The organism is Flavobacterium algoriphilum, assembly GCF_048158655.1.
GTDB lineage: Bacteria > Bacteroidota > Bacteroidia > Flavobacteriales > Flavobacteriaceae > Flavobacterium > Flavobacterium algoriphilum.
On record NZ_JBLNKY010000008.1, the window covers coordinates 181,045 to 206,883 of the forward strand.

The window sequence follows — 25,839 nt, forward strand, 5'->3', positions numbered from 1 at the left end:
ATCTCATTAAAATTGACAGATGAAAATATCTTACAACTGGTTAAAACAATTCATTAAAATAGACTGGAAATCCGAAGAAACAGCAGCATTGCTAACAGATTTAGGTTTGGAAGTAGAAATCGTTGAAAAATACCAATCGGTAAAAGGCGGATTAGAAGGTATTGTTGTGGGACATGTTCTTACTTGTATTCCCCATCCTGATGCTGACAGACTAAAAATAACTACTGTAGATTTAGGCAATGGAATTCCTGTACAAATTGTATGTGGCGCCAGTAATGTTGCTGCGGGACAAAAAGTTCCAGTTGCTACAATAGGCACTACATTATACGATGCAGCAGGTGTAGCTTTTTCGATAAAAAAAGGAAAAATACGCGGACAGGAAAGTCACGGAATGATTTGTGCTGAAGATGAATTAGGTCTTGGTGAAAGCCATGATGGGATTATGATATTGGACGATGCTTTACTACCGGGAACTTCAGCTGCAACCGTTTTTAAAATTGAAAATGACGAAGTTTTCGAAATTGGATTGACTCCTAATCGTGCGGATGCTATGAGCCATCTTGGAACTGCCCGTGATTTGAGAGCGGGAATGTTGCAAAGTGGTATTAATGTAGAATTAATTACACCTTCAGTTAGTAATTTTAGAGTAGATAAAAGAATACTAAAGATTGATATTGATGTAAAAGAACCTAAACTTGCTCCTAGATATTGTGGCGTTACTATTTCTGGAATTACTGTAAAAGCTTCGCCAGCTTGGTTGCAAAACCGATTGAAATCAATTGGAATAAATCCAAAAAACAATATTGTCGATGTAACCAATTATGTTTTACATGAATTAGGCCAACCACTTCATGCTTTTGATGCTTCAAAAATTAATGGAAAAATAATTGTAAAAACACTTGCTGCCGGAACAAAATTCATAACTCTTGATGATGTTGAAAGAACGTTGCACGAGGAAGATTTAATGATTTGTGATGAAAAAGGGCCATTGTGTATTGCAGGAGTTTTTGGTGGAAAGAAATCGGGAGTTTCAGAAAATACAAATTCAATTTTCTTAGAAAGTGCTTACTTTAATCCTGTAAGTATTCGTAAAACTGCCAAAAGACATCAATTGAACACCGATGCTTCTTTTAGATTCGAAAGAGGAATCGATCCAACTATTACTGAATATGCATTGAAGCGAGCCGCTTTATTGATTCAAGAAGTGGCAGGTGGGGAAATTACTTCGGATGTAATTAATGTATATCCAAAGAAAATTGAAGATTTCACAGTATTTTTAAATTTTAGTAAAGTAGCCAAAATAATTGGTCAGGAATTACCAAAAGATACCATTAAGAAAATATTAGTTTCATTAGACATAAAAGTAAACAGCGTTTCTGATGCTGGATTGGGATTAACAATTCCTGCATATAGAGTTGATGTACAAAGAGAAATTGATGTTATAGAGGAAATTCTTAGAGTTTATGGATACAACAACATTAATTTTTCGAAAAAACTAAATGCAACGGTTTCTAATTCTCCAAGAAACGAAGATTATAAAATACAAAATACGATTGCCACACAATTAAATTCTCAAGGATTTAATGAAATGATGGCAAATTCATTGACTACGGCTTCTTACGTTCAACTATCTGACATGCTAAATTCAGAGCATAACGTAACAATGCTAAACCCTTTGAGCAATGATTTAGCAACGATGCGTCAATCTTTATTGTTCTCTGGACTAGAAGCTATTTCCTATAATATTAATCGTAAAAATGCCGATTTAAAATTATTCGAATTTGGAAAATCGTACCATAATCTTCCTTCAGGTTATGAAGAACACAAACATTTGACTTTATTCCTTTCCGGAAACAGAAACCAAGAAAGTTGGACTAGTACTCAAAAACCATCCGATTTCTTTTTATTCAAAGGATATATAAATGGTATACTTTCGAGATTAGGCATTCAAAAAATACAAAATTTACCGGTAACTTCCGATGTGTTTTCTGAAGGAATTGCAATTGGATTTGGTCAAGATACAATAGTAGAATTAGGTGTTGTAAAAAAATCAATCTTAAAGCATTTTGGAATAAAGCAAGAAGTGTTTTTTGCGGATTTTAACTGGGCTTTGATTCTAAAATTGATTGCTACAAAAATAAAATATTCTGAAATTCCTAAATATCCTGAAGTTCGCAGAGATTTAGCTTTGCTTATTGACCAAAACGTAACTTACGATAGTATTTACAATATTGCACGTCAAACGGAAAAATCACTATTGAAAGATATAAATTTATTCGATGTTTACGAAGGAAAAAATCTTCCAGAAGGTAAAAAGTCGTATGCGTTAAGTTTTACGATTCAAGATAATTCAAAAACATTGACGGATACTCAAATTGATAAAATCATGAGCAAACTGCAAAAGAATTTTGAAACTGAGCTAGGAGCAAGTTTAAGATAAATTTATTTTTATAAATTATAAAATCCAGATTCTAAAATTAGAATCTGGATTTTTTATACAAAAGAGCCCCAAAAAATACGGGGCTCTTTCGATTAACAAAATAACAACCTCAATCAAAAATTATTTTTTTGGCAATACTACTGCATCAATCACATGAATCACACCATTTGATTGGTTCACATCGGCAATTGTTACTTTAGCTTTGTTCATGTTCTCATCGGTGATATACAAATCTTTTCCTTTCATCCAAGCTGTTAAAGTTCCACCACTAACTGTTTTTAAAGTAGCTTTCCCTTTTCCCATTTTAATAGCTTTTGCTATATCAGCAGCATTCATTTTCCCAGCAACTACATGATAGGTAAGTATTGTTTGCAACATTTTTAAGTTTTCAGGTTTCAATAATGTTTCTACTGTTCCTGTTGGTAATTTATCAAACGCAGCATTTGTTGGGGCAAAAACGGTGAATGGTCCTTTACTTTGCAAAGTTTCAACTAAACCCGCAGCTTTTACAGCGGCGATTAATGTTGTATGATCTTTGGAGTTTACGGCATTTTCAATAATATTTTTAGTTGGATACATCGCAGCTCCTCCAACCATTACACTTTTTTGAGCAAAAGATGTCGCTCCAAATACTAATGCAAATAATGCAATTGATAAAAATTTTCTAGTTTTCATAAATTCTATTTTTTAAGTTATATAATTTCATTTACGCAAATAGATTGTTTATGGTTTTAAAAAAATAAATATATTTTTCAAACAATAGTTTTTCAAATACATGCGCATATGTTATTTTATTTAAAAGAAATCACGTACACTGGAGAAGTTATAAATTAGTCCCGATGGCAGCAAGTATCCTTTTTCATTGCTAATCCTCAAATTATCGCATTTAATATAGAATTTAACACAAAAAAAAGCCCCACATTACTGTGAGGCTTTCTATATTCAAAAAGTTTTAAGAAATTATTTTTTCTCTGACTTTTCCATTTTAGCTTTTAATGCTGCTAATACATCATTGTTGTCTCCTAAAGTTGCAGCTGGTGCATTTGTAGATGAGTTAGATGAAGTAGAAGTGTTTTCAGTAGCTGTTTTCACATTTTTCTCTTCTTCTTCACGGAAGATAGCAGTGTGAGATGCAACTACTCTTTTGAATTCTTTGTTGAATTCAATTACTTTGAAATCAGCTGATTCTCCTTTTTTCAATTTCTTACCATCTTCTTTTTCAAGGTGACGAGTAGGAATGAAAGCAACGATATCATCTCCGAATTCTACAGTAGCTCCTTTGTCAACGATTTCAGAAATTTCACCTGTGTGGATAGTTCCAACTGCGAAAGAATCTTCATACTGATCCCAAGGATTAGCAGTAGTTTGTTTGTGACCTAAAGATAATTTACGTCCTTCAACATCTAATTCTAATACTACTACGTCAAGTTTTTCACCAACGTTTACAAATTCAGATGGATGTTTGATTTTCTTAGTCCAAGATAAGTCAGAAATGTAAATTAATCCATCAATTCCTTCTTCTAATTCTACGAAAATTCCAAAGTTTGTAAAGTTTCTAACGATACCTGTATGTTTAGAACCTACTGGGTATTTAGCAGTGATATCAGTCCAAGGATCTTGAGACAATTGTTTGATACCTAATGACATTTTACGGTCATCTCTATCTAGTGTTAAGATAACAGCTTCAACAACATCACCTACTTTTACGAAATCTTGAGCAGAACGTAAATGAGTAGACCAAGACATTTCAGAAACGTGGATTAAACCTTCAACACCTTCAGCTACTTCGATGAAAGCACCGTAATCAGCGATTACAACTACTTTACCTTTTACTTTGTCTCCAATTGCTAATTTAGCATCTAGAGCATCCCAAGGGTGAGCGTTTAATTGTTTCAATCCTAATTGAATTCTTGTTTTCTCATCATCGAAATCAAGGATTACAACATTTAATTTTTGGTCTAATTCAAGCACTTCACTTGGGTGGTTAATACGACTCCAAGAAAGGTCAGTAATGTGAATCAATCCGTCAACACCACCTAAATCAATAAAGACACCATAAGAAGTAATGTTTTTAACAACACCTTCTAATACTTGTCCTTTTTGCAATTGACCGATGATTTCTTTTTTCTGGATTTCGATATCCGCTTCAATAAGCGCTTTATGAGAAACAACAACATTTTTGAATTCGTGGTTAATTTTTACCACTTTGAATTCCATCATTTTGTTTACATATACATCGTAGTCTCTAATTGGTTTAACATCAATTTGAGATCCTGGTAAGAAAGCTTCAATTCCGAAAACGTCAACGATCATACCACCTTTAGTTCTGCATTTTACAAAACCATTAACGATTTCTCCTGTTTCGTTAGCCGAAATAACTCTATCCCATGATTTAATAGTACGTGCTTTTCTGTGAGATAACACTAATTGACCTGTTTTATCCTCACGGATGTCAATTAATACTTCAACAGTATCGCCTACTTTTAAGCTTGGGTTGTAACGGAATTCGTTCAATGAAATAACACCTTCCGATTTTGCATTGATATCAACGATAACGTCTCTATCTGTAATTCTAACAACTGTACCATCTACCACTTCTTCTTGATCAGTAGCGATAAATGTTTTTGAAACTAGTTCTTCGAATTCTAATAAGTTTTTCTCATCAACAGCATCAATACCTTCTTCGAAATTGTGCCAGTTAAAATTTGCTAAAAACTCTTCTTGTGATTTTACTTGTTCAGACATGCTGATTAAAAATTTGTATTCTGTATTCTCTCGAGTTTCTTAATGTGCTAGAAAACAACAGAAGTTGTTTGTATAATTAGTTGAACCCTAAAGGAAACTCTTATTCACCAAAAGGACTGCAAAGATAATTCTTTTTTATTTATCTGCAAAATATTTACGCAATGACAATCGATTGAGAATCAGGAGCGAATTAATTGGCTTTTTTGCAGGTAAAGTTCTCATTCTCAATTTTATCTCTCCGCTACCCTGCGAGGATTGGGAACCATCAGGGCCTAATAGGTTTTATGTGACTTTTTCAAACAATAAAAAACCCGATAACTCTTAAAAGTATCGGGTTAAATTTATAAAAAAAAGGTTTTAATGATTAATTTCTCCTAAAATTTTTGGCCCAAATTTATCTTTAAAAACAAAAGGAAAAATAATAGCAAGAACTAAAGCGTACGATGCAAAAGTAATCCAAATATGAAACCAGTCTTTACTTCCATCAACCATAGTAAAATATTTTTGAATAATATAACCACTCGCAAAACTACCAATCAAGGCTCCAAAACCATTCACCATCATCATAAACATACCTTGTGCACTTCCTCTAATTTTTGAATCCGTTTGTGTTTCCACAAACAAAGAACCCGAAATATTAAAAAAGTCAAATGCCATTCCGTAAACGATGCAAGACATGATTATCATCCACAACCCGTCCGTTGGGTTTCCATAAGCAAATAATCCAAAACGTAATACCCAAGCCAGCATACTAAACAACATCACGTATTTAATACCAAATTTTCTCAAGAAAAAAGGAATGGCTAGTATAAACAGTGTTTCTGAAACTTGTGAAATAGACATGATTATCGCAGGATATTTAACCGCAATAGTATCTTTATAAGCATCAATACTACCAAAATCATGGATATAAGTATCTCCATACGCATTGGTCAATTGCAAAGCAGCTCCCAACAACATTGAAAAGATAAAGAAAACTGCAAATTTTCGTTGTTTAAATAATTCAAAAGCATTCAATCCCAAAGCTTGTGTAAAAGAAGTACCTTTCTCTCCTTTACACATCGGAAGACATTTAGGAAGTGTAAAGGCATAAATTCCTAATAAAAACGAAACAATTCCAGCGATATAAAATTGATTCGCCGAAGTTTCATTATGCGTTAAACTTACCACCCAAAGTGCAGCGATAAAACCTATCGTTCCCCAGATTCTAATAGGTGGATAATCCTTTACAACATCAAAATCTTTTGCAATTAAAGCATTATAAGCTACAGTAATTGATAGGGAAATGGTAGGCATATAGAAAAACATATTGATCAACATTACCCAGAAAAAAGTAGTTGGATTATCTACCTGAGGCAAGTAAAATAAGGCGGCAGCTCCCAGAAAATGAAGCAATCCGTATAGTTTTTCAGCATTAATAAATCGATCTGAAATAATTCCTGTTAAAGCCGGCATAAAAACAGAAGAAATACCCATAGTAGAAAATATGATTCCAAACTCGGTTCCAGACCAATGTTTGTTATTAAACCAATACGCCCCAATAGTAAGTAACCAAGAACCCCAAATAAAAAATTGAAGGAAGTTCATTAATACCAACCTATTTTTAATTCCCATACAATGAATTGTTTTTTTAAGTTAAAAAAGTAACAAGGCGTAAATCTAATATTAAAAAAGAGGATCTACAAAAGATTAAAGTCTTTTAACAACTTCATCCACTAAATCTAAAACAACTTTAAATTGTTCTTCTCGAGTAAGGTAAGAATTATCGATTTCAATAGCATCATCAGCCATCACCAAAGGCGAATCCTTTCGGTGAGTGTCAATATAATCACGTTCTTCTACATTTTTTAATACTTCTTCATAAGTAACCAAATCTCCTTTTTCCTGTAATTCATCAAACCGTCTTTGCGCTCGGGTATCTGCCCCTGCCGTCATAAAAATTTTAAGTTCAGCATCTGTAAAAACGACGGTTCCGATATCTCTACCATCCATAACAATTGCTTTGTCTTTGCCCATTTCTTTCTGTTGCTCCACTAATTTGGCACGAACTTCCGATATTTCAGCCACTTTACTTACAAAATTAGAAACTTCGATAGTTCTTATTTCCTTTTCAACATTGACATCATTCAAATACATTTCGGCAAAACCTAAATCAGGATTGAATTTGAACTGTAATTTTATACTTGGCAAACTGTTAATTAATGTTTCTTTATCGAAAGAATCAGCATTTATGTATCCGTTTTGCATTGTAAAAAAGGTAACGGCGCGATACATGGCTCCAGTATCCACATATACATATCCCAAGTTATTTGCCAGTTGTTTTGCTAAAGTACTTTTTCCTGTCGATGAAAATCCGTCTATTGCTATTGTAATTTTTTTATCCAAAATAATATTATTGTAGGTTAATAGTCAATCCAAATAAACTCGTATTTCCCGCTAATGTATATCGTGAATACGAATAATTGAATTTTAATTTATTCATTTTTAATCCAAACCCTAAAGACACTCCCGAAAAATTGCGTTGTTCCAAAAGTCGTAATTCTTCTGCTCTTCGAAAATTATATCCCAATCGAAGATTAAATGCTTTTTTAGGAAAAAGCTCAACTCCCATAATTACATGGCGCAAGGCATTATTTATTACTGATACTTTTTCGGAGGTGGAACTTCCATCAAGTGATACTTCGGCTCTTTCAGGATTAGAAAAAGCAATATGCCATTGTTGCAAATTCTCCAATGTAAGATGCCAGCGAATGGGTACATTTTCTAATTCTTGTGAAACACCCATAATAATTTCTAATGGTAATTTTTCGTTTGCACCATTGTAAGTAGTAATTTGGGTTCCAATATTTCGTATTGCCAAGCCCCAATTAACATCGTTTCTTTCGTCTATAAAAAGAGCCCCTATGTCAATCGCTCCACCAAAAGAACTATAACTTTCTAAAGTAGAAGAAATCAATTTTGCATTAGCTCCTAAATGAATCGTAGTATTAGGAATCGTATACGCATAACCAAAAGAAAGAGCAATTTCACTACCTGTAAATGAAGCTGTAGCTTGTCCATTTTCATCATAGCCATCAAAATTACCATAGTTAACGTAATTGACACCCGCCTGAAAAGTTTGCAAATGTCGGTCATAGGTGTAAGCATATGAAGCCGTTCCATACGTCACTTCTTTAAAATAACTTCCATAATTTAAAGCCAGATGATTATCCATATCAGGATTTAATGTTGCCGGATTAAAATTGACCTGATTCACATCATCATCATAAATCGTAACCGTTTTTCCTCCTAAAGCAGCTTGCCTTGGCGAAGTAACTAAGTTTAAAAACTGATAGGTGTACTTCCCTCCTATTTGACTGTGAGACACAGCGCAAATAAAAACTAAGGAGTATGATAAAAGTTTTTTTAACATGCTTTAAATCGCTATTTATGTGAGGTAAAACGCAAATGCGAAGATAAAATTATAAATACAATAAACCGCAACATTCAAACTCGTAATTATAAATAAAAATTCCAAATCCCAAGCACTAGAGAACAGCTTTTGGAATTTGGAATTGGTTTCTTGTTTCTTTTTATCTGTTATTTCAGATCTTTTGCATTTTTAACATTCTGATCAGTCAAAGCATATTTAAGTACTTCGCTCATTTCTTTAACATAATGAAAAGTCAATCCTTCAAGGTATTCTGGTTTTATTTCATCAATATCACTTTTGTTCTCGTGACACAGAATAATTTCTTTAATATTAGCTCTTTTAGCGGCCAAAATCTTTTCTTTTATTCCTCCTACTGGTAAAACTTTTCCACGCAATGTGATTTCACCAGTCATTGCCAAGTTTTTCTTAACTCGTTTTTGCGTAAACAACGAAACTAATGAAGTCAACATTGCAATTCCGGCACTAGGACCATCTTTTGGTGTAGCTCCTTCCGGAACGTGTAAATGAATATTATATTTTGAAAGCATCTCCGAATCCAATCCTAAAAATTTAGCATTTGCCTTAATATATTCTAGTGCAATTGTCGCCGATTCTTTCATTACTGTACCTAAGTTCCCAGTAATAGTCATGGTTCCTTTTCCTGGAGAAAGCAATGATTCTATGAAAAGAATATCACCACCTACAGAAGTCCAAGCCAAACCAGTTACTACACCAGCAACATCATTGTTCTCGTACTTGTCTCTTTCTAATCTTGGAACACCAAGTGTTTTTATAATATCTTCGTCAGTTACTTTTTTGTTATAGGCTTCTTCCATTGCAACTGATTTAGCTGCATTACGAATTACTTGAGCAATTTTTGCCTCTAAACCACGAACTCCGGATTCACGAGTATATCCTTCCACGATTTTCTCCAATTGTTTTTTCCCAATGGTTAAATCTTTGGTAGTCAAACCATGTTCTTTCAATTGTCTTGGAAACAAATGCTGACGTGCAATTTCTACTTTTTCTTCAATCGTATAACCTGACATTTTAATGATTTCCATTCTGTCTTTCAACGCAGGTTGAATCGCAGCCATATTATTTGAGGTAGCGATAAACATCACTTTCGATAAATCATATCCCATTTCTAGGAAATTATCATAAAACGAATTGTTTTGTTCCGGATCCAAAACTTCCAGTAATGCCGAAGATGGATCACCTTGATTACTATTCGATAATTTATCGATTTCATCTAAAACAAAAACAGGATTTGAGGTCCCAGCTTTTTTTAAACTTTGGATAATTCTTCCTGGCATAGCACCTATATAGGTTTTTCTATGTCCACGAATCTCTGCTTCATCACGTAAACCACCTAATGAAATTCTAACATATTTTCTGCCTAATGCTTCTGCTATAGATCTTCCAATAGAGGTTTTTCCAACTCCCGGAGGTCCTGTCAAACAAATTATCGGTGATTTCATATCATTTCGCAATTTCAAAACAGCCAAATGTTCAATCATTCTTTTCTTAACATCTTCAAGACCAAAATGATCTCTGTCAAGAATCTTCTGTGCTCTTTTTAAATCGAAATTATCTTTAGAATATTCTTCCCAAGGCAATTCCAAGAAAAGCTCTAAATAGTTTCTTTGAATTCCAAAATCTGGCGCTTGCGGATTCATGCGACGCATTTTAGATAATTCTTTATCAAAATGCTTTTTGGTTTTCTCATCCCATTTTTTTGTCAAAGACTTTTGCAGCATTTCATCCATTTCCTCTTCCTGTGAAACACCACCCAATTCTTCTTGGATCGTTTTCATTTGTTGATGAAGGAAATATTCGCGTTGTTGTTGGTCTAAATCGAAACGAACCTTGGATTGAATATCGTTTTTCAATTCGAGTTTTTGCAATTCAATATTCATATAACGCAAAGTTTCTAAAGCCCTTGTTTTTAGCTCATTAATAGCTAATAAATCTTGCTTTTCTTTAACCGTTAAATTCATATTAGAAGTGACAAAATTGATCAAAAATGATTGGCTTTCAATATTTTTAATCGCAAAAGTAGCTTCACTAGGAATATTTGGACTTTCTTTTATAATTTGAATTGCTAATTCTTTTACAGAATCGAGAATGGCTATAAATTCTGTATCCTGTTTTTTCGGTCTTTTTTCAGAAACTTCTTTAACTTTTGCTGTTATGTAGGGGCTTTCAGAAATTATAGAATCAATTTCAAATCTTTTTTTCCCTTGAAGTATAACAGTAACATTCCCATCAGGCATTTTTAAAACCCTTAAAATTCTAGCTACAGTACCAATATTATGAATGTCTTCTGGAGTTGGATCCTCGTCCTGCTCATTTTTCTGAGCTACAACCCCAATGATTTTACCCACAGCGTTGGCATCATTGATTAATTTAATTGATTTATCACGTCCCGCAGTAATTGGAATAACAACTCCTGGAAATAAAACCATATTACGCAATGGTAAAATAGGTAAAGAATCTGGCAATGCTTCATTATTCATTTCCTCCTCGTCTTCGCGAGTTAATAAAGGAATTAAATCAGCTTCAGAATCAAATTCTTGAAGTGACAGATTGTCAATAGTAAGTATTTTATGATTTGACATATAATTATTTAAGTCTTTTTGTCATTAATAATTTTAATTTGTCAAGCAAATATAAAGTATCATCGTAGTAATTTTAAATAAAACGATATCTCACATGATTAATTGGCTTGACACTAAATCAGTCAATCATTATGCCAAAGTGTAAGTAAAATCGATTGCATCTTCTTACAAATAAAGAAAAAATCAATAAATTCTAATTAATAAAATAGCTATTTTTTTAAAGTGTAAAAAATAAAAAAGGAAAGTAGTATTTTCCATTTTATTAATCTAGAGCACTGTTTTTAGGAACTCTTTTCAATAAAACAACACCCATTATAAAAAATACTCCTAAAAAAACTATCGCAAATCGAGGACTACCGGTAATTTGGTCGATAATTCCATAAACCAACATTCCGATAACAATCCCAATTTTTTCAGAAACATCAAAAAAACTAAAAAAGGAAGCCGTATCTTCTGTCTCTGGTAATAATTTAGAATAGGTTGAACGTGACAAAGCCTGAATGCCTCCCATTACAAGTCCTACTAAACCCGCCATGATATAAAAATGTATGGGCAAAGTTATAAAATAAGCTGCTGCACATAATAAAACCCAAAAGCAATTGATGACTATCAGCGTAGGAATATTACCGAATTTCTGAGAAGCTTTTGAAGTCAAAACCGCACCAGCAATGGCTACTAACTGAATTAATAAAATACAAATAATTAAACCTGTTGTACTTTCACTTTTTGAGGCCCAAGTAATTTCCTGTGCCCCAAAATAAGTAGCAATAAGCATAACGGTCTGAACCGCCATACTATAAACAAAAAAACTAACAAGATATTTTTTTAAAGCACTATTTTCTTCCAATAAATGCCACACTTTTTTTAATTCTTTAAATCCATTAAAAACTAGAGCTTTGCTCACTTTCCGTTCAGTATTAATACTTCCTTTTGGTAAATAATAATATGTATATTGACTAAAGACAATCCACCAGATTCCTACCATTATAAAAGAATACCGCATGGCTTTCATCGCTGCTTCACCTTGGGTACCGCTAATCCCAAAAAAATCAGGCATCATAATCATCGCTAAATTGACGATTAGTAAAATAACACTTCCTGCATAACCATAAGAATATCCTTTGGCACTGGTTGTATCTTGTTGTTCCACAAAAGCAATATCAGGCAAATAAGAATTGTAAAACACTAAACTTCCCCAAAATCCTATTAAACCTAAAAAATAAAATAATAAACTGATATAAATATTTTCTAAACTAAACCAATACAATCCCACACAGGATAAAGCTCCTAAATAACAAAAAAACTGCATGAATGCTTTTTTGTTACCTACATAATCGGAGATTCCTGATAACAAAGGAGAAATTAGCGCCACTACTAAAAAGGCAAATGCAGTAACAAAACTAATCAACGCAGAGTTTTTAACACTAAAGCCAAAAACGAACATATAATGATTCCTGTCTGAAAATAATGCTTCATAAAAAATAGGAAAAACGGCTGAAGAAATCACTAGTGGATAAACTGAATTAGCCCAATCATAAAAAGCCCAAGCGTTTAATAATTTTTTACTCCCTTTTGGTAAATCTGCCATGTTTCATATTTTATGGTGCTAATTTATTTGTTTTTTGTTTATGTTATTACAAAAAGTAAACAATTCGGCATTAACAAATCGTTAATGACTCATAATCAAACCTATATATTACAGCTGAAATAAAAAAAATAGGCTATTCTCTTTCAATGAGAATAGCCTATTAAATATTCGTTAAATATTATAATTAATGAATCTACATCAACAATACACTTTTATCTGTAAATAACTCCAACTTTAGCAGCTAATGCTTTCGCTTCTGGAATCAATGCTTTTAAATTTGCAATTCTGGTAGCATCAGACGGGTGTGTACTCATAAATTCCGGTGGTGCTTGTCCTGCAGATTGCGCTGCCATTCTTTGCCAAAAGATTACAGAATCATCTGGGTTATAACCTGCAATTGCCATCAATGTAAGTCCTATTTTATCAGCTTCAGTTTCATGGCTTCGGCTAAATGGAAGCATCACTCCTACTTGAGATCCTAATCCATAATATTGTTGCCACATTTGTTGTTTTTCTGAACTTTGACTACCAGTAGCAACTGCAACTCCAACAGCTCCCAATTGTTGCAATTGAGCAGCACTCATCCTCTGTGCTCCATGATTTGCCAATGCATGAGAAACTTCATGTCCCATTACGGTTGCTAAACCCGCATCATCTTTAGTTATTGGTAATATTCCGGAATAAACAACGATTTTTCCTCCAGGCATGCACCAAGCATTAACTTCCTTGCTATCAATTAATTTATATTCCCAACGGTAATCATTCAAATATTGTGATTGCCCTAAGTAGGTTAAATATTTTTCTGCAGCTGCTTTAATTCGCATACCAACCGTCTCTACTCTTTTAGCATCAGCTGTTCCTGTAATAACTTTATTTTCCTTCAAAAAAGTCCCATATTGTTGAAAAGATGATGGAAATAACTCACTGTTAGAAACAAAATTCAGGCTTTTTTTCCCTGTAAGAGGATTTGTAGCACAAGAATAAAGAAATCCCACTGCAAAAATCCCTAGTAATAAGTTCTTTTTCATGATTTTATGTTTTATTTTATACAAAAATACAACTATTTATGGATTTTTTATTTATATAATTAAATCAAAAAGTATCATTTTTTTGTTATAACCCAATTATACACAACTCTGTAAATTCCTTATCAACAATTAAATAGCTTTCATTTTCGAAAATATTTTTATCAAATATGACTTTCTTATTGTCAATTTCAATTTCTTTAACATTAAATGGTAAACCAATAAGATTAATTTTATACTTTGAATAATTGGTATCATATTTTCCTTCTTTATGCAACTGAACTATGAGTTCTTTTTCCTTACCGATTGTTTGAAAAGATAGAAAGCTATATTTACCTTTTTTATAATCATAACCATCTTGTGCATCCTCATAAACTACTGACTTTTCCTTACCTTTTTTGTAATAAATATCTAATGTTAACTCATCAAATTCCAGTTCTCCAACGTATTGTTGAATAGGATATTTTGGAATTACTGCACCTGCTTTTACAAAAAGCGGAATTTCGTCGAATTTAGTATCTACCCAAATTTCTTTTCCTCCTTTTACTTTTTCATTTATCCAATAATTATACCACTGTCCACGAGGAACATACATCCTTCTACCTAAAGAATTTGGTTCCAAAATAGGGCAAACTAAAATTTGGTTTCCAAAAATAAATTCGTCATTTCTATAATGTGTTTGAGTATCTTCTTGATCATAATATACCAATGGCTTCAACATTGGAATTCCTTCTTCGATATATTGCCAAAACATGGTGTACAAATAAGGCAATAATTGATAGCGCAAGCTGACGAACTTTCTGGTGATCTCAATCACTTCTTCATCAAATGCCCATGGTTCTTGATCGCCATGATTCCCAGAAGAATGGGTTCTGCAAAAAGGATGAAAAACCCCTAATTGAATCCAGCGTGCGTATAATTCTCCTGATGGTTGCTCCGCAAATCCACCAATATCTGATCCGGTGAAACCCATTCCTGAAATAGACATGCGTTGCACTTGAATGTTTGCAATCCATAAATGTTCCCAAGTGGCAACATTATCACCCGTCCACGATGACGTGTAGCGTTGTGCTCCCGCATATGCTGATCTTGTAATAACAAAAGGCCTTTTTGGATATGCAAATCGTTTTACGCCATGATACGTTGCTCGTGCCATTTGTGTACCATATATGTTATGTGCTTTTCTATGACTGCAAGGATTTCCATCATAATCATGTCGTACATCCATAGGGAATGTTTTATTAGGAACCTCCATAACAGCTGGTTCGTTCATATCATTCCAAACTCCTTTTACACCTATTACTGATATTAATTCTTTAAACAATCCAGCCCACCATTCTCGCACCACAGGATTCGTATAATCAGGAAAATTACATTCTCCTGGCCATACTTTTCCTTTCATGTAAGGACCATCCGCTCTTTTGCAGAAATAATCATTTTTTAATGCTTCTTTATAAATAGAGTATTCTTTATCAATTTTTATTCCCGGATCTATTATTACAACGGTTTTGAAACCATCCTCGGCTAATTCTGCCACCATTCTTTTTGGATCAGGAAAATATTCTTTATTCCAAGTGAAACATCGAAACCCATCCATATAATCTATATCCAAATAGAGCGCATCACATGGAATTTTCAATTCCCTGAATTTAGCTGCCACTTCTTTTAAATTACTTTCTGGATAATAACTCCATTTGCATTGGTGATATCCAAGTGCCCATAATGGCGGCAATTCCGGTTTACCAGTCAAATCAGTAAATGTGGTTACTACATCTTGCATTTGTGGACCATAGATGAAATAATAATTCATTTCTCCTCCTTCAGCCCAGTAACTAGCTACATTTCTTCTTTCATTACAAAAATCAAAATAAGTTCTGAAAGTGTTGTCAAAGAAAATTCCATACGCTTTCTTGTTATGTAATCCAATGTAAAACGGAACAACTTTGTATAATGGCTCTTGGTCTTTTTGAAAAGCATATTGATCTGTAGCAAAATTTTCAAGTCTTTTTCCTTTCAAATTCAATTGGGTTGCTTTGTCACCAAGTCCGTAAAAGCATTCTCCATCTTTGGAAGATTTACTCATTTTTACGATATTCCCACCAAATTCATAACTTTCTTCCCAATGAAAACCCAATTCATCTTCTAAAATTAGAGTATCTTTCAAATCAAAAATTGACAATCTCATGTCTATTTTTTGAATTCGACAGAGTACTTTATTGGTTTTTATCTGATAATAATCTTCTACTTCAGAAACCTCAAGAAAGTTATATTCATGAGAATGGCTTTTATCAATTGCATACGAAAAATCATTACTAAAATATCCTTTTGTGGTGAATCTAAAACGGATTAAACTATCTCTTAATACAGTTACTTTTAATATTACATCATTATCTGTATGAAAACATACAGAATCTACTTCATATTCAAAGGCGACTATTTTTGTGGGATATAAATCTCCTTTATATTCTAATTCTGTATTTGTAATCATTTTCTTTTGTATTAATTTGCCGTCTCTCCAACTTACAAAAACACTTTCTAAACAGTTACAAAGCTATGGTTTATTCACGAAACGTTATGATTTTATAGGACATAGTAATAACAAATCACACTACTAATGATTTCCATATTAAATAAAAATTATTAGTAATGCAATTTGATAATATTAACTAAAATTAGTTATGAAATTTTAAAAACACTTACACTTAAAGGAGCCAAAAGTAATTCTGTTGAATAATCCCTTCCGTCATAAGGCATCGATTCAATTGTTAATTTTTTAGAATTCGAAAGGCCACTTCCGCCATAATTAGCGGCATCACTATTAAAAATCTCGGTTAATTTACCTTTTCTCGGTAAACCAATGCGATAATTAGGACGAACTATTTGGGTGTAATTGCAAACTACAATTACATCGTCTTTTTGGTTATTTCCTTTTCTAATGAAAGACATTACTGCATTTTGATGATCAGAGTAATTAATCCATTCGAAACCTTCTGGACTAAATTGTTTTTCATGCAAAGCAGGTTGTGTTTTATATAATTTATTCAAATCAGTAATCAATTTTTTCACCCCTTCATGAAACGGATATTGCAATAAATGCCAATCTAAACTTCCTTCAAAATTCCATTCACTGCTTTGCCCAAATTCACTTCCCATAAACAACAATTTAGTTCCGGGATGCATGAACATATAACCATACAACAATCTTAAATTTGCAAATTTTTGCCATTCATCACCAGGCATTCTTCCCGCAATTGATTTTTTTCCATAAACAACTTCGTCATGGGAAAGCGGCAACATGAAATTTTCGGAAAAAGTATAGGTCATCGAAAAAGTCAAATCATTTTGATGGTATTTTCTATAAACGGTATCTTTTTGGAAATATTCTAAAGTATCGTGCATCCACCCCATCATCCATTTCATTCCAAAACCTAAACCACCAACCGATGTTGGTCTTGAAACCATAGGAAAAGAAGTACTTTCCTCAGCAATAGTTTGAACTCCTTCAAAATTGGAATACACGGCTTCATTAAATTCTTTTAAGAAACTTATAGTATCAAGATTTTCTCTTCCTCCGTAAATATTGGGTTCCCATTCTCCGTCATTTCTAGAATAATCCAAATATAACATGGAAGCAACGGCATCAACACGCAACGCATCGGCATGATAATATTGTAACCAGAATAAAGCATTACTAATAAGGAAAGAACGAACTTCATTTCGTCCATAATTAAATACTAAACTTTTCCAATCCGGATGATACCCTTTCCTACGGTCAGGATGTTCAAAAAGATTTGATCCATCAAAAAATCCTAAACCATGAGCATCATCAGGAAAATGAGATGGAACCCAATCCAGAATTACTCCAATTCCTGCTTCGTGCAATTTATCAACCAGAACCATAAAATCTTGTGGTTTTCCAAAACGAGAAGTAGGAGCAAAATAACCAACTAATTGATAGCCCCAAGAAGGATCATAAGGATACTCCATTATAGGCATAAACTCCACATGAGTAAAGCCTGTTTCTTTTACATAATTAACTAAATCTTCTGCAAATTCTAGATATGTCAAAAAACGATTTTCTTCAGCATGACGCTTCCATGAACCTAAATGGACCTCATAAACTGAATAGGGTTTGTCCAAACCATTATGATTTTGACGCGTTTCCATCCAGTTTTTATCTTTCCATTTATAATCTAAATCCCAAACTACTGAGGCGGTGTGTGGCGGTTTTTCACAGTAAAAGGCAAAAGGGTCTGCTTTTTCAGTGACACTTCCATTATTGTTGGATTGAATTTTGTACTTATAGGTGGCTCCTTTTTTTATACTTGGAATAAATCCTTCCCAAATCCCAGATGAATCCCAACGTACGTTCAAAAGATGTTCTCCTTGTGTCCAAAAATTAAAATCCCCAACAACAGATACCGAATGAGCTGTAGGAGCCCAGACGGCAAAATAAACGCCCTCAACTCCATCAACTGTTACTAGATGTGCACCTAGCTTTTCGTAGAGTCGGAAATGTTTCCCCGCTTTAAATAAATCGATATCAAAATCTGTAAAAAGGGAATGCGAGATAACTTTACTCATATAACAATTGTATAATTCTATTTTTATAAAATGAACAGAATATTAGTTTAAGAAAAAACAGTTTTTAAATTTACTTTATAATATAATTATCAGGAATAATTGCTCCTTTTTTAAGGACAACAATTCCATCTTTAATAGCATATAATTCATTAGAAAAATCTTCTAAATGACTGCCTCCATTTATGTAAACATCATTACCAATTCTGCAATTCTTGTCCACCAGAGCATTTTTTATAAAACATCTTTCTCCAATACCTATTAATTGTTTATTGTTTTTTAGATCCTCATTCATATCACAAATATTCTGATAGTAATCATTACCCATTACATAGCAGTTTTGAATTATAGTTCCTTCACCTATTCTCGATCTAATACCAATCACGGAATGGTTAATTTCTTTTGCATTCAATATACATCCCTCTGAAATTAATGATTTGTCAACCGTTGTTTTTTGGAATTTAGATGGTGGTAACAATCTTGGTCTTGTGTAAATTTTATTATCGTTATCGAATAAATTAAATTTAGGCAAGTCTTCCGTTAATCCAATATTAGCTTCAAAAAAAGAATCTATATTACCAATGTCAGTCCAATATCCTTCATATTGATAACTTAATATCTTTTTATTACCTACCGCTTGTGGAATAATTTCTTTACCAAAATCTTTAGTTTCCTTGTTGGACATTAGGTCTACCAACAATTTTTTGTTGAATATATAGATTCCCATCGAAGCTAAATAATGTTTTCCTTCACTCTTCATTTGTTCGCTTACATCCGATTCCCAATCTGGCAATAGTTCTTTTGCTGGTTTTTCAATGAAAGATTCAATACAACTTTCGGAGTTTGTTTTTAATATTCCAAATTCAGGAGCATCTTTTGCATTTACTGGTAAAGTAGCAATCGTAATATCAGCTTCTCTAATGATATGTTCTTCTAACATTGCATCAAAATCCATCTGATACAATTGATCTCCGGAAAGTATCAAAGCATAATCAAAATCATGGTTTAAGAAATGAGGCATACATTGTCTTACAGCATCTGCAGTACCTTGAAACCAAGTTGGATTATCAGGAGTTTGTTCAGCAGCTAAGATATCAACAAAGGCATGGCTAAAAATGCTAAAGTTATACGTGTTTTTAATGTGTGCATTTAAAGAAGCCGAGTTGAATTGTGTCAATACAAACATTCTATAAATATCTGAATTCATACAATTTGAAATAGGAATATCGACCAATCTATATTTCCCTCCTATCGGCACAGCTGGTTTAGACCTAGTTTCTGTCAATGGGTATAATCTGGATCCCTGTCCTCCACCTAAAATAATTGCAATTACATTTTTCTTTTTAGCTTTCATTTCTTTTTGATAATTAAATTGTACATTTCTATGTATTCTTGACAGACTCTTTCCCAGGAATGATCCGTGCTCATTCCAATTTTTCTAATTTTATTTAAATGCTTTTTATCGTCATATAAATCAACTGCCCTTTGAATAGAATAACAAATATCTCCCACCGTTGCCTGATCATGACAAATCCCATTTCCATCGTCTCCAAAATCAATAACAGTATCTTTTAATCCTCCTGTCCTTCTAACAATAGGAATTGTTCCATATCGCAATGAATACATTTGGTTTAACCCACATGGCTCCACTCTTGAAGGCATCAATAGAAAATCAGAGCCCGCATAAATCAAATGGGCTAATTCTTCATTGTAGCCTATAAAAGTATTGTAGTTGCCTTTATAATCATCTAATACAGCATTCAGCTGATTTTCAATAGCTGCATTTCCTGAACCTAAAATTAAAATATTAATTTGGTTAAAATTTTCCGATAAAGCTAGTGCAGAGGCATGTGGTAATAAATCGCCTCCTTTTTCTTCTAATAATCTTCCTATAAAACTAAAAAGTGGTTTTGTTGGATCTAAATTAAACAGATTGCATAATTTTTCCTTGTTTTCCTGCTTTCCTATTTCAAAATTTTTAATCGAATAGTTCTTTTCCAACATAATATCTTTCTCCGGATCCCAAACTTCAATGTCAATACCGTTTAAAATCCCTCTCGATTTATATCTGACAAGATTAAACAGAGATTCTAATCCATTAGCCGAATAATTTATTTCATTTAAATAATTAGGCGAAACTGTCGTTACTGCCCAAGCACATTTAATTCCTACAGCGAGTGAATTAATACATTTATCCCATTCTAAAACCTTAACATGAGCAAGATCAAATTCAGGCAAATAATGCAACTTATCAAATCCAAACTGTCCTTGATACAAACCATTATGAATAGTAATCATAGAAGGCGTATCACGTAATTTTTGATATTTATGACTGTATAACATCATAAAAGGTATCAAACCCGTATGATGATCATGACAATTGATAACATCCGGAACATCATCCCTTCCTATTATCCAATCTAAAGTCGCAATTTGGAATGATAAAAATCGTTCCATATCATCCTCATAGCCATAAACATCTTTTCTATCAAATAATTCCGAGATTTCTACCAGATACAATTCAAATCCAAGTTTGTCTGTTTTTTCTTTTAGAACATTAAAAGGAAAATTAAAACTCCCTAATTTTACATGTCCCCAATGTACACATTCAAAGTCATTTTCATTTCTGAACTTTGAATCATAACAAGGTATTACAACTCTTACATGATGCCCAGCATTATTTTGATATTTTGGCAATGCACCTACTACATCTGCTAAACCGCCTACTTTTGCTACAGGATAACATTCTGCACTGATATGAAATATTTCCATTTATGAAATTTGTTGTTTTTCAGTTAATTTTAATGCTATTCAGGTATTTTACAAACAATTCTAAATATTAATTATATACGCCTTTTATATTATTACTAATAAAAACTTTATAAAAAATACTACTTTTATTGTTTTCTAAATTTAGTAAAAAAAAATTAACATAATAACTCGCACGAAAATTTATTGAAATGACAAAAAACACTTCTATTCATACACAATCATTGAAAATTCCTAAGATTATCTTATTAACTAGTAAATTAATCTCGTTTATTTCGCCAAAATTAATAACATTATTTGCCGCTAAACTGTTTACCACACCTATAAAACATAAAATTCCAAAAAGAGAATTGGAAATGGATCGAAATAGTACCCAAAATTTAATCAAGATTCCGGCAATTGACAAAGAAGTCATTTTATATCAATATGGAAAAAGTGAAAAGAAAATTCTACTGGTCCACGGTTGGTCAGGGCGTGGAACACAGTTATTCAAAATAGCTGATGAGTTACTGAAAGAAGGATATTCAACGATTAGTTTTGATGCACCTGCCCATGGAAAATCACCCGGAAAAAATACGATTATGATTGATTTTATTGCTGTAATTTTAGAAATTGACAAGCAATTTGGTCCTTTTGAAGCCGCAATTGGCCATTCCTTGGGAGGAATGTCAGTTTTGAATGCCATAAAAAAAAGATTTAAAGTTAATCATGCGGTAGTTATTGGCAGTGGCGATATTGTATTAGACATCATGGATGATTTTGTAACAAAATTAAATTTGAAACCAAGCATAAGCACGCTTTTACGTTTGCATTTTGAAAAAAAATATAAAGAAGACATGAACAGTTATTCTGCTTATTTAGCCGCAAAAGACACTTCCATTCCGGTCTTAGTTATCCATGACAATAATGATCCCGAAGTTCCGGTTACAGCAGGAATACACATTCACAAACACCTGAAAAATGGAGCGCTATTTTTAACCGATGGTTTAGGACATAGAAAAATTCTTGGTAATCCTAAAGTAATTGAAAAAATAGTTCAATTCATCAAAAATAAATAACTGTTTCACAATATTATAATACAAATAAAAAACTTAAAATTATGAAATATCCTATCGAAAAAACAGAACAAGAATGGAGAGAACAATTAGGAGAGGAACGCTATCGAATTCTTCGTCAAAAAGGAACTGAATATCCACATACCGGAACTTATAATTTGCATTATGAAAAGGGTACGTATTGCTGTGGTGCGTGTGGAGAAGCATTATTTGAAAGCAATTCCAAATTTGATGCGCATTGCGGTTGGCCTTCATTTGACGAATCAATTCCTGGTAAAGTACAATACATTTCGGATGTTACACATGGAATGAAACGTACTGAAATTCTTTGCGCCAATTGCGGAAGCCATCTCGGACATGTATTTGATGACGGACCTACCAAAACGGGACAACGCTATTGCGTGAATTCCTTATCAGTAGACTTTAAAGAATAATAGCATGGATTTATTTGGTAACTCAAGTGATTGGGCTAAAAATTTAGAACCCATTCTAACAAAATATAAAGGAAAGAAACATCCTTTGGATTATCATAATTTATATCAATTATTGGTTATGGTTGTTTTATCTGCGCAAGATTCTGATGCCCATATCAATAAAATTGCGCCCGCTTTATTTGAAGCATACCCAAATATGGAAAGTTTGGCCGTTTCAAATTTCGCTGCCTTAATTCCTCATATCGCCGATATCAGGAATTTTGGCAATAAAGCCAAATGGTTACTAGAAATCGCTCAAACTATCAAAAAGGACAAAAATATTCCGCTTACTATGGAGGATTTAGTTGCTTTAAAGGGCATCGGACGAAAATCAGCTAATGTTATCATGCGCGAATCAAAAGTTACCGCAGAAGGAATCATTGCCGATTTGCACGTCATTAGAGTAGCGCCCAGAATTGGACTAATAACAGAAACCAAAGACGGAATTAAAGCCGAAAAACAATTGATGCAAGTCCTACCAAGAGAAATCTGGGGAGAAATCGGAATGGCGATTTCATTCTTGGGACGAGAAATTTGTAGGCCTACTCCTAAATGCACGGAATGTCCGCTTAACTCGATTTGTGAGTATTATAAAAAAATAAAAGGGTAAAGAGTGATTAACTCTTTACCCTTTTATTTTTTAAAAATGTAATTTAGTATAAAAATGAAGGTTTAAGTCCTGGTTTTAGGCGTTTTCTAGATGCTTGTTCATAAGCATAACCCAATCCTATTAATTCTCCTTCAGTATACGGAATTCCAAAAAAAGACAAACCAACAGGTAGATCATAAACCATCCCGTTAGGAACCGTAATATGTGGATATCCACTTGCCGCAGCAGGAGAAGTCAAAGAATATCCTCCCCAGCGATCACCATAAATTACATCAATACTACAAGCGGGCCCCATGGTAATTCCGCAAATGGCATCTAATTTATTTTCTTTAAAAACACGATCTAAAATACCTTTACTTCCTTCAAAACTTACTGTTAATGCCTCTGAATATTTTTTATCTTCTAATCCTTTTTTAAGGTTAGAACTCTCCAGTGTTTCTTGTTTAAAATAAGGCATTGCTTTATCTTCGTTACTGCGATTAAAATCAATTACCTCTTTTAAATTTTTTACTTTTGCATTGGCTGTAGCCAAATAATTGTTCAATCCGTCTTTAAATTCATATTGTAAAACTTCAAATTCGGCTTGACCCAAAGCATTAATTTTATCCAAATAGTCAATTTCGATAATGACAGCACCTTGCTTTTTTAGAAGTTCGATTGCATCGTCCAAAAGTGCATTAATGAATTTATTGTTCCCTTGCGGTTTTTTCTCAACACCAATACGTTTCCCTTTCAATGCATTTACATCTAAAAAAGTCGTAAAATCCTTTTGAACTTTTCCTTTGCTTTCAAGTGTTACATCATCATCTTGGTCAACAGCTGCCATTACTCCTAATAGTATTGCTGCATCAGTTACGGTTCTCGCCATTGGACCTGCTGTATCTTGTGTTTTTGAAATTGGAATAATTCCAGATCGACTAACCAAGCCTACAGTTGGTTTAATTCCTACTATCCCGTTTACCGAAGCCGGACAAACAATAGAACCATCAGTTTCTGTTCCCACAGCAACTACACAAAGATTGGCTGACACAGCAGTTCCTGAACCAGCACTAGAGCCACATGGATTGTGATCTAAAATGTATGGATTTTTAGTCTGCCCACCTCTGCTACTCCATCCGGAACATGATTGAGTTGAACGAAAATTTGCCCATTCACTCAAATTAGTTTTACCAATGATTATTGCCCCAGCCTCACGCAGTTTTTTGACTACAAAAGCATCTTTTGAAGCAATATTCCCTACCATTGCCAAAGATCCTGCAGTAGTTTGCATTTTATCGGCAGTATCTATGTTGTCTTTTATTAAAACGGGAATTCCATGTAAAGGCCCTCTAATCTTACCTGCCCTCATTTCTTTATCCATTACAACAGCAATAGCTACTGCATCCGGATTGATTTCGATAACTGAATTTAATTGAGGTCCATTTTTATCAATAGCATTAATGCGTCTCAAATACAGTTGTACTAATTGTTCTGAAGTATATTTTCCAGAAGCTAATTTCTCTCTTAGACTACCAATGGTTTCTTCATCCAGTTCAAAGACTTCATTAGAATCTTCAACTGATACTGAATCATCATTCTTTTTGGTGCCGAACGTACAGCTTGTAATTAAAAGTGTGGTAAGCCCTGCAGAAGCTAAAGTTGCAGCAGTTAAAAAAGATCTTCTTTTCATAGATTAAATTATTTATTTGAATAAATAGTAGCATAGATTAATTCTCTAAAGTACTTTTTTTTCACCAATTACAACAATCTAATAATTGGAACAAACGTTAAAGTTTGATAATGTATCAAACAGCTTCTTAAATCTCTAAGATGCCACATTACTTCCAAAATGTATTAAACTGTATTACTTATAAAACGGAATTTTGTGAGGTGTATCTATATTAAAATCTAAATAACTACAGTGAAAAATAATTTTTTAGAATAAAGAAAAGTCATATCAAAAACGCAAAATATAAAGTAAAAACGTCTCAAAAATTTTAATTTTAAGATAAAAAAAAGGTCAGAAATTTGATACTAAAAGAACTTGTCAAGAAATTAAAATTTTTAGATAAATGGTAAGAACTGTAAAAAACTATCTTCTTAAACAAGAAATTCAAAGACAATTAAAGTAAGAATGAAACAATATACCCTTAAATTATAATAAACAATGTCATTTCTGAAAAAATATAAAAGTATACAGCATAAAAATTTTAATGCCTTAAGTAAAATCCCCTTAAATAGGCAAATTTATAAGAAGAAATATATTTTCAATGTGTATTTAAGGTTTACTAAAATATGGTATTCAAAAATTAAAATTTGTATCCTTAGAATAACCTTTGCTTGTTCAAAAGCCAACACCAGTAAGTTAATAATTACAAAAATATCTTTTAGAAAATGAGTTATAGTACAAAAATAAAATATAGGAATCGTAAAAATAAAAAACTTCAGCCAGCGTTAGCCAACTGAAGTTTCTTGTACTCAGAGCGGGACTTGAACCCGCACGAACATTGCTGTTCACTGGATTTTAAGTCCAGCGTGTCT

At 33.0% G+C, this 25,839-nt stretch carries 17 protein-coding genes; 4 read left to right on the forward strand and 13 right to left on the reverse strand.

Going from position 1 to position 25,839, the window contains the following annotated elements; translation table 11 throughout:
• Nucleotides 1–19 precede the first annotated feature (19 nt).
• On the forward strand, nucleotides 20–2,440 hold the full coding sequence (gene pheT / locus ACM55G_RS13925; RefSeq protein WP_416844538.1) for a phenylalanine--tRNA ligase subunit beta: 2,421 nt from the start codon (nucleotides 20–22) through the stop codon (nucleotides 2,438–2,440).
• A gap of 120 nt (nucleotides 2,441–2,560) precedes the next feature.
• On the opposite strand, the gene ACM55G_RS13930 is transcribed toward pheT, so the two are convergent.
• The 12 genes from ACM55G_RS13930 to ACM55G_RS13985 form a co-directional block, all read right to left on the reverse strand.
• Entirely contained in the window at nucleotides 2,561–3,115 is a 555-nt protein-coding gene (locus tag ACM55G_RS13930; RefSeq protein WP_416844539.1) for a fasciclin domain-containing protein, read from the reverse strand.
• A gap of 285 nt (nucleotides 3,116–3,400) precedes the next feature.
• The gene (gene rpsA / locus ACM55G_RS13935; RefSeq protein WP_416844540.1) at nucleotides 3,401–5,185 is read right to left on the reverse strand and encodes a 30S ribosomal protein S1; all 1,785 of its coding nucleotides are present in this window, start codon (nucleotides 5,183–5,185) and stop codon (nucleotides 3,401–3,403) included.
• 357 nt (nucleotides 5,186–5,542) lie between these two features.
• Nucleotides 5,543–6,799, reverse strand: a complete 1,257-nt coding sequence (locus ACM55G_RS13940) for a nucleoside permease (RefSeq protein ID WP_416844541.1) — start codon at nucleotides 6,797–6,799, stop codon at nucleotides 5,543–5,545.
• A 75-nt stretch (nucleotides 6,800–6,874) separates the two neighbouring features.
• Nucleotides 6,875–7,570: a (d)CMP kinase gene (cmk, locus tag ACM55G_RS13945; RefSeq protein WP_416844542.1), complete on the reverse strand. Its 696-nt coding sequence runs from the start codon at nucleotides 7,568–7,570 to the stop codon at nucleotides 6,875–6,877.
• A gap of 7 nt (nucleotides 7,571–7,577) precedes the next feature.
• Entirely contained in the window at nucleotides 7,578–8,597 is a 1,020-nt protein-coding gene (porQ, locus tag ACM55G_RS13950; protein ID WP_416844543.1) for a type IX secretion system protein PorQ, read from the reverse strand.
• 167 nt (nucleotides 8,598–8,764) lie between these two features.
• Nucleotides 8,765–11,218 (reverse strand): endopeptidase La, encoded by a 2,454-nt coding sequence (gene lon / locus ACM55G_RS13955; RefSeq protein WP_416844544.1) that lies wholly within the window; start codon nucleotides 11,216–11,218, stop codon nucleotides 8,765–8,767.
• A gap of 262 nt (nucleotides 11,219–11,480) precedes the next feature.
• Nucleotides 11,481–12,806, reverse strand: coding sequence for an MFS transporter (locus ACM55G_RS13960; RefSeq protein WP_416844545.1), 1,326 nt, complete (start codon nucleotides 12,804–12,806; stop codon nucleotides 11,481–11,483).
• 212 nt (nucleotides 12,807–13,018) lie between these two features.
• A complete protein-coding gene (locus ACM55G_RS13965; protein WP_416844546.1) occupies nucleotides 13,019–13,834 on the reverse strand; it encodes a M48 family metallopeptidase in 816 nt (271 codons plus the stop codon).
• 85 nt (nucleotides 13,835–13,919) lie between these two features.
• Complete coding sequence (locus tag ACM55G_RS13970) at nucleotides 13,920–16,319, reverse strand: glycoside hydrolase family 31 protein (RefSeq protein ID WP_416844547.1); 2,400 nt, start codon at nucleotides 16,317–16,319, stop codon at nucleotides 13,920–13,922.
• Between the two features lie 188 nt (nucleotides 16,320–16,507).
• Nucleotides 16,508–18,415: a 1,4-alpha-glucan branching protein GlgB gene (gene glgB, locus ACM55G_RS13975; protein ID WP_416844548.1), complete on the reverse strand. Its 1,908-nt coding sequence runs from the start codon at nucleotides 18,413–18,415 to the stop codon at nucleotides 16,508–16,510.
• 70 nt (nucleotides 18,416–18,485) lie between these two features.
• Nucleotides 18,486–19,766, reverse strand: a complete 1,281-nt coding sequence (locus tag ACM55G_RS13980; RefSeq protein ID WP_416844549.1) for a glucose-1-phosphate adenylyltransferase — start codon at nucleotides 19,764–19,766, stop codon at nucleotides 18,486–18,488.
• The gene (locus tag ACM55G_RS13985; protein WP_416844550.1) at nucleotides 19,763–21,184 is read right to left on the reverse strand and encodes a glycogen synthase; all 1,422 of its coding nucleotides are present in this window, start codon (nucleotides 21,182–21,184) and stop codon (nucleotides 19,763–19,765) included. Before ACM55G_RS13985 ends, ACM55G_RS13980 begins: the two co-directional genes overlap by 4 nt.
• A 188-nt stretch (nucleotides 21,185–21,372) precedes the next feature.
• Between ACM55G_RS13985 and ACM55G_RS13990 the strand changes: the two genes are divergently transcribed.
• From ACM55G_RS13990 to ACM55G_RS14000, 3 genes are read left to right on the forward strand one after another with little or no spacing between them, the layout of a single operon-like run.
• Entirely contained in the window at nucleotides 21,373–22,239 is an 867-nt protein-coding gene (locus ACM55G_RS13990; protein WP_416844551.1) for an alpha/beta hydrolase, read from the forward strand.
• Nucleotides 22,240–22,280: 41 nt separating this feature from the next.
• A complete protein-coding gene (msrB, locus tag ACM55G_RS13995) occupies nucleotides 22,281–22,670 on the forward strand; it encodes a peptide-methionine (R)-S-oxide reductase MsrB (protein WP_416844552.1) in 390 nt (129 codons plus the stop codon).
• Nucleotides 22,671–22,674: 4 nt separating this feature from the next.
• Nucleotides 22,675–23,319 carry an endonuclease III domain-containing protein gene (locus ACM55G_RS14000; protein ID WP_416844553.1) on the forward strand — a complete coding sequence of 215 codons (645 nt, stop codon included), beginning with the start codon at nucleotides 22,675–22,677 and terminating at the stop codon, nucleotides 23,317–23,319.
• 43 nt (nucleotides 23,320–23,362) lie between these two features.
• On the opposite strand, the gene ACM55G_RS14005 is transcribed toward ACM55G_RS14000, so the two are convergent.
• Nucleotides 23,363–24,988 (reverse strand): amidase, encoded by a 1,626-nt coding sequence (locus tag ACM55G_RS14005; RefSeq protein WP_416844554.1) that lies wholly within the window; start codon nucleotides 24,986–24,988, stop codon nucleotides 23,363–23,365.
• Between the last annotated feature and the right edge of the window lie 851 nt (nucleotides 24,989–25,839).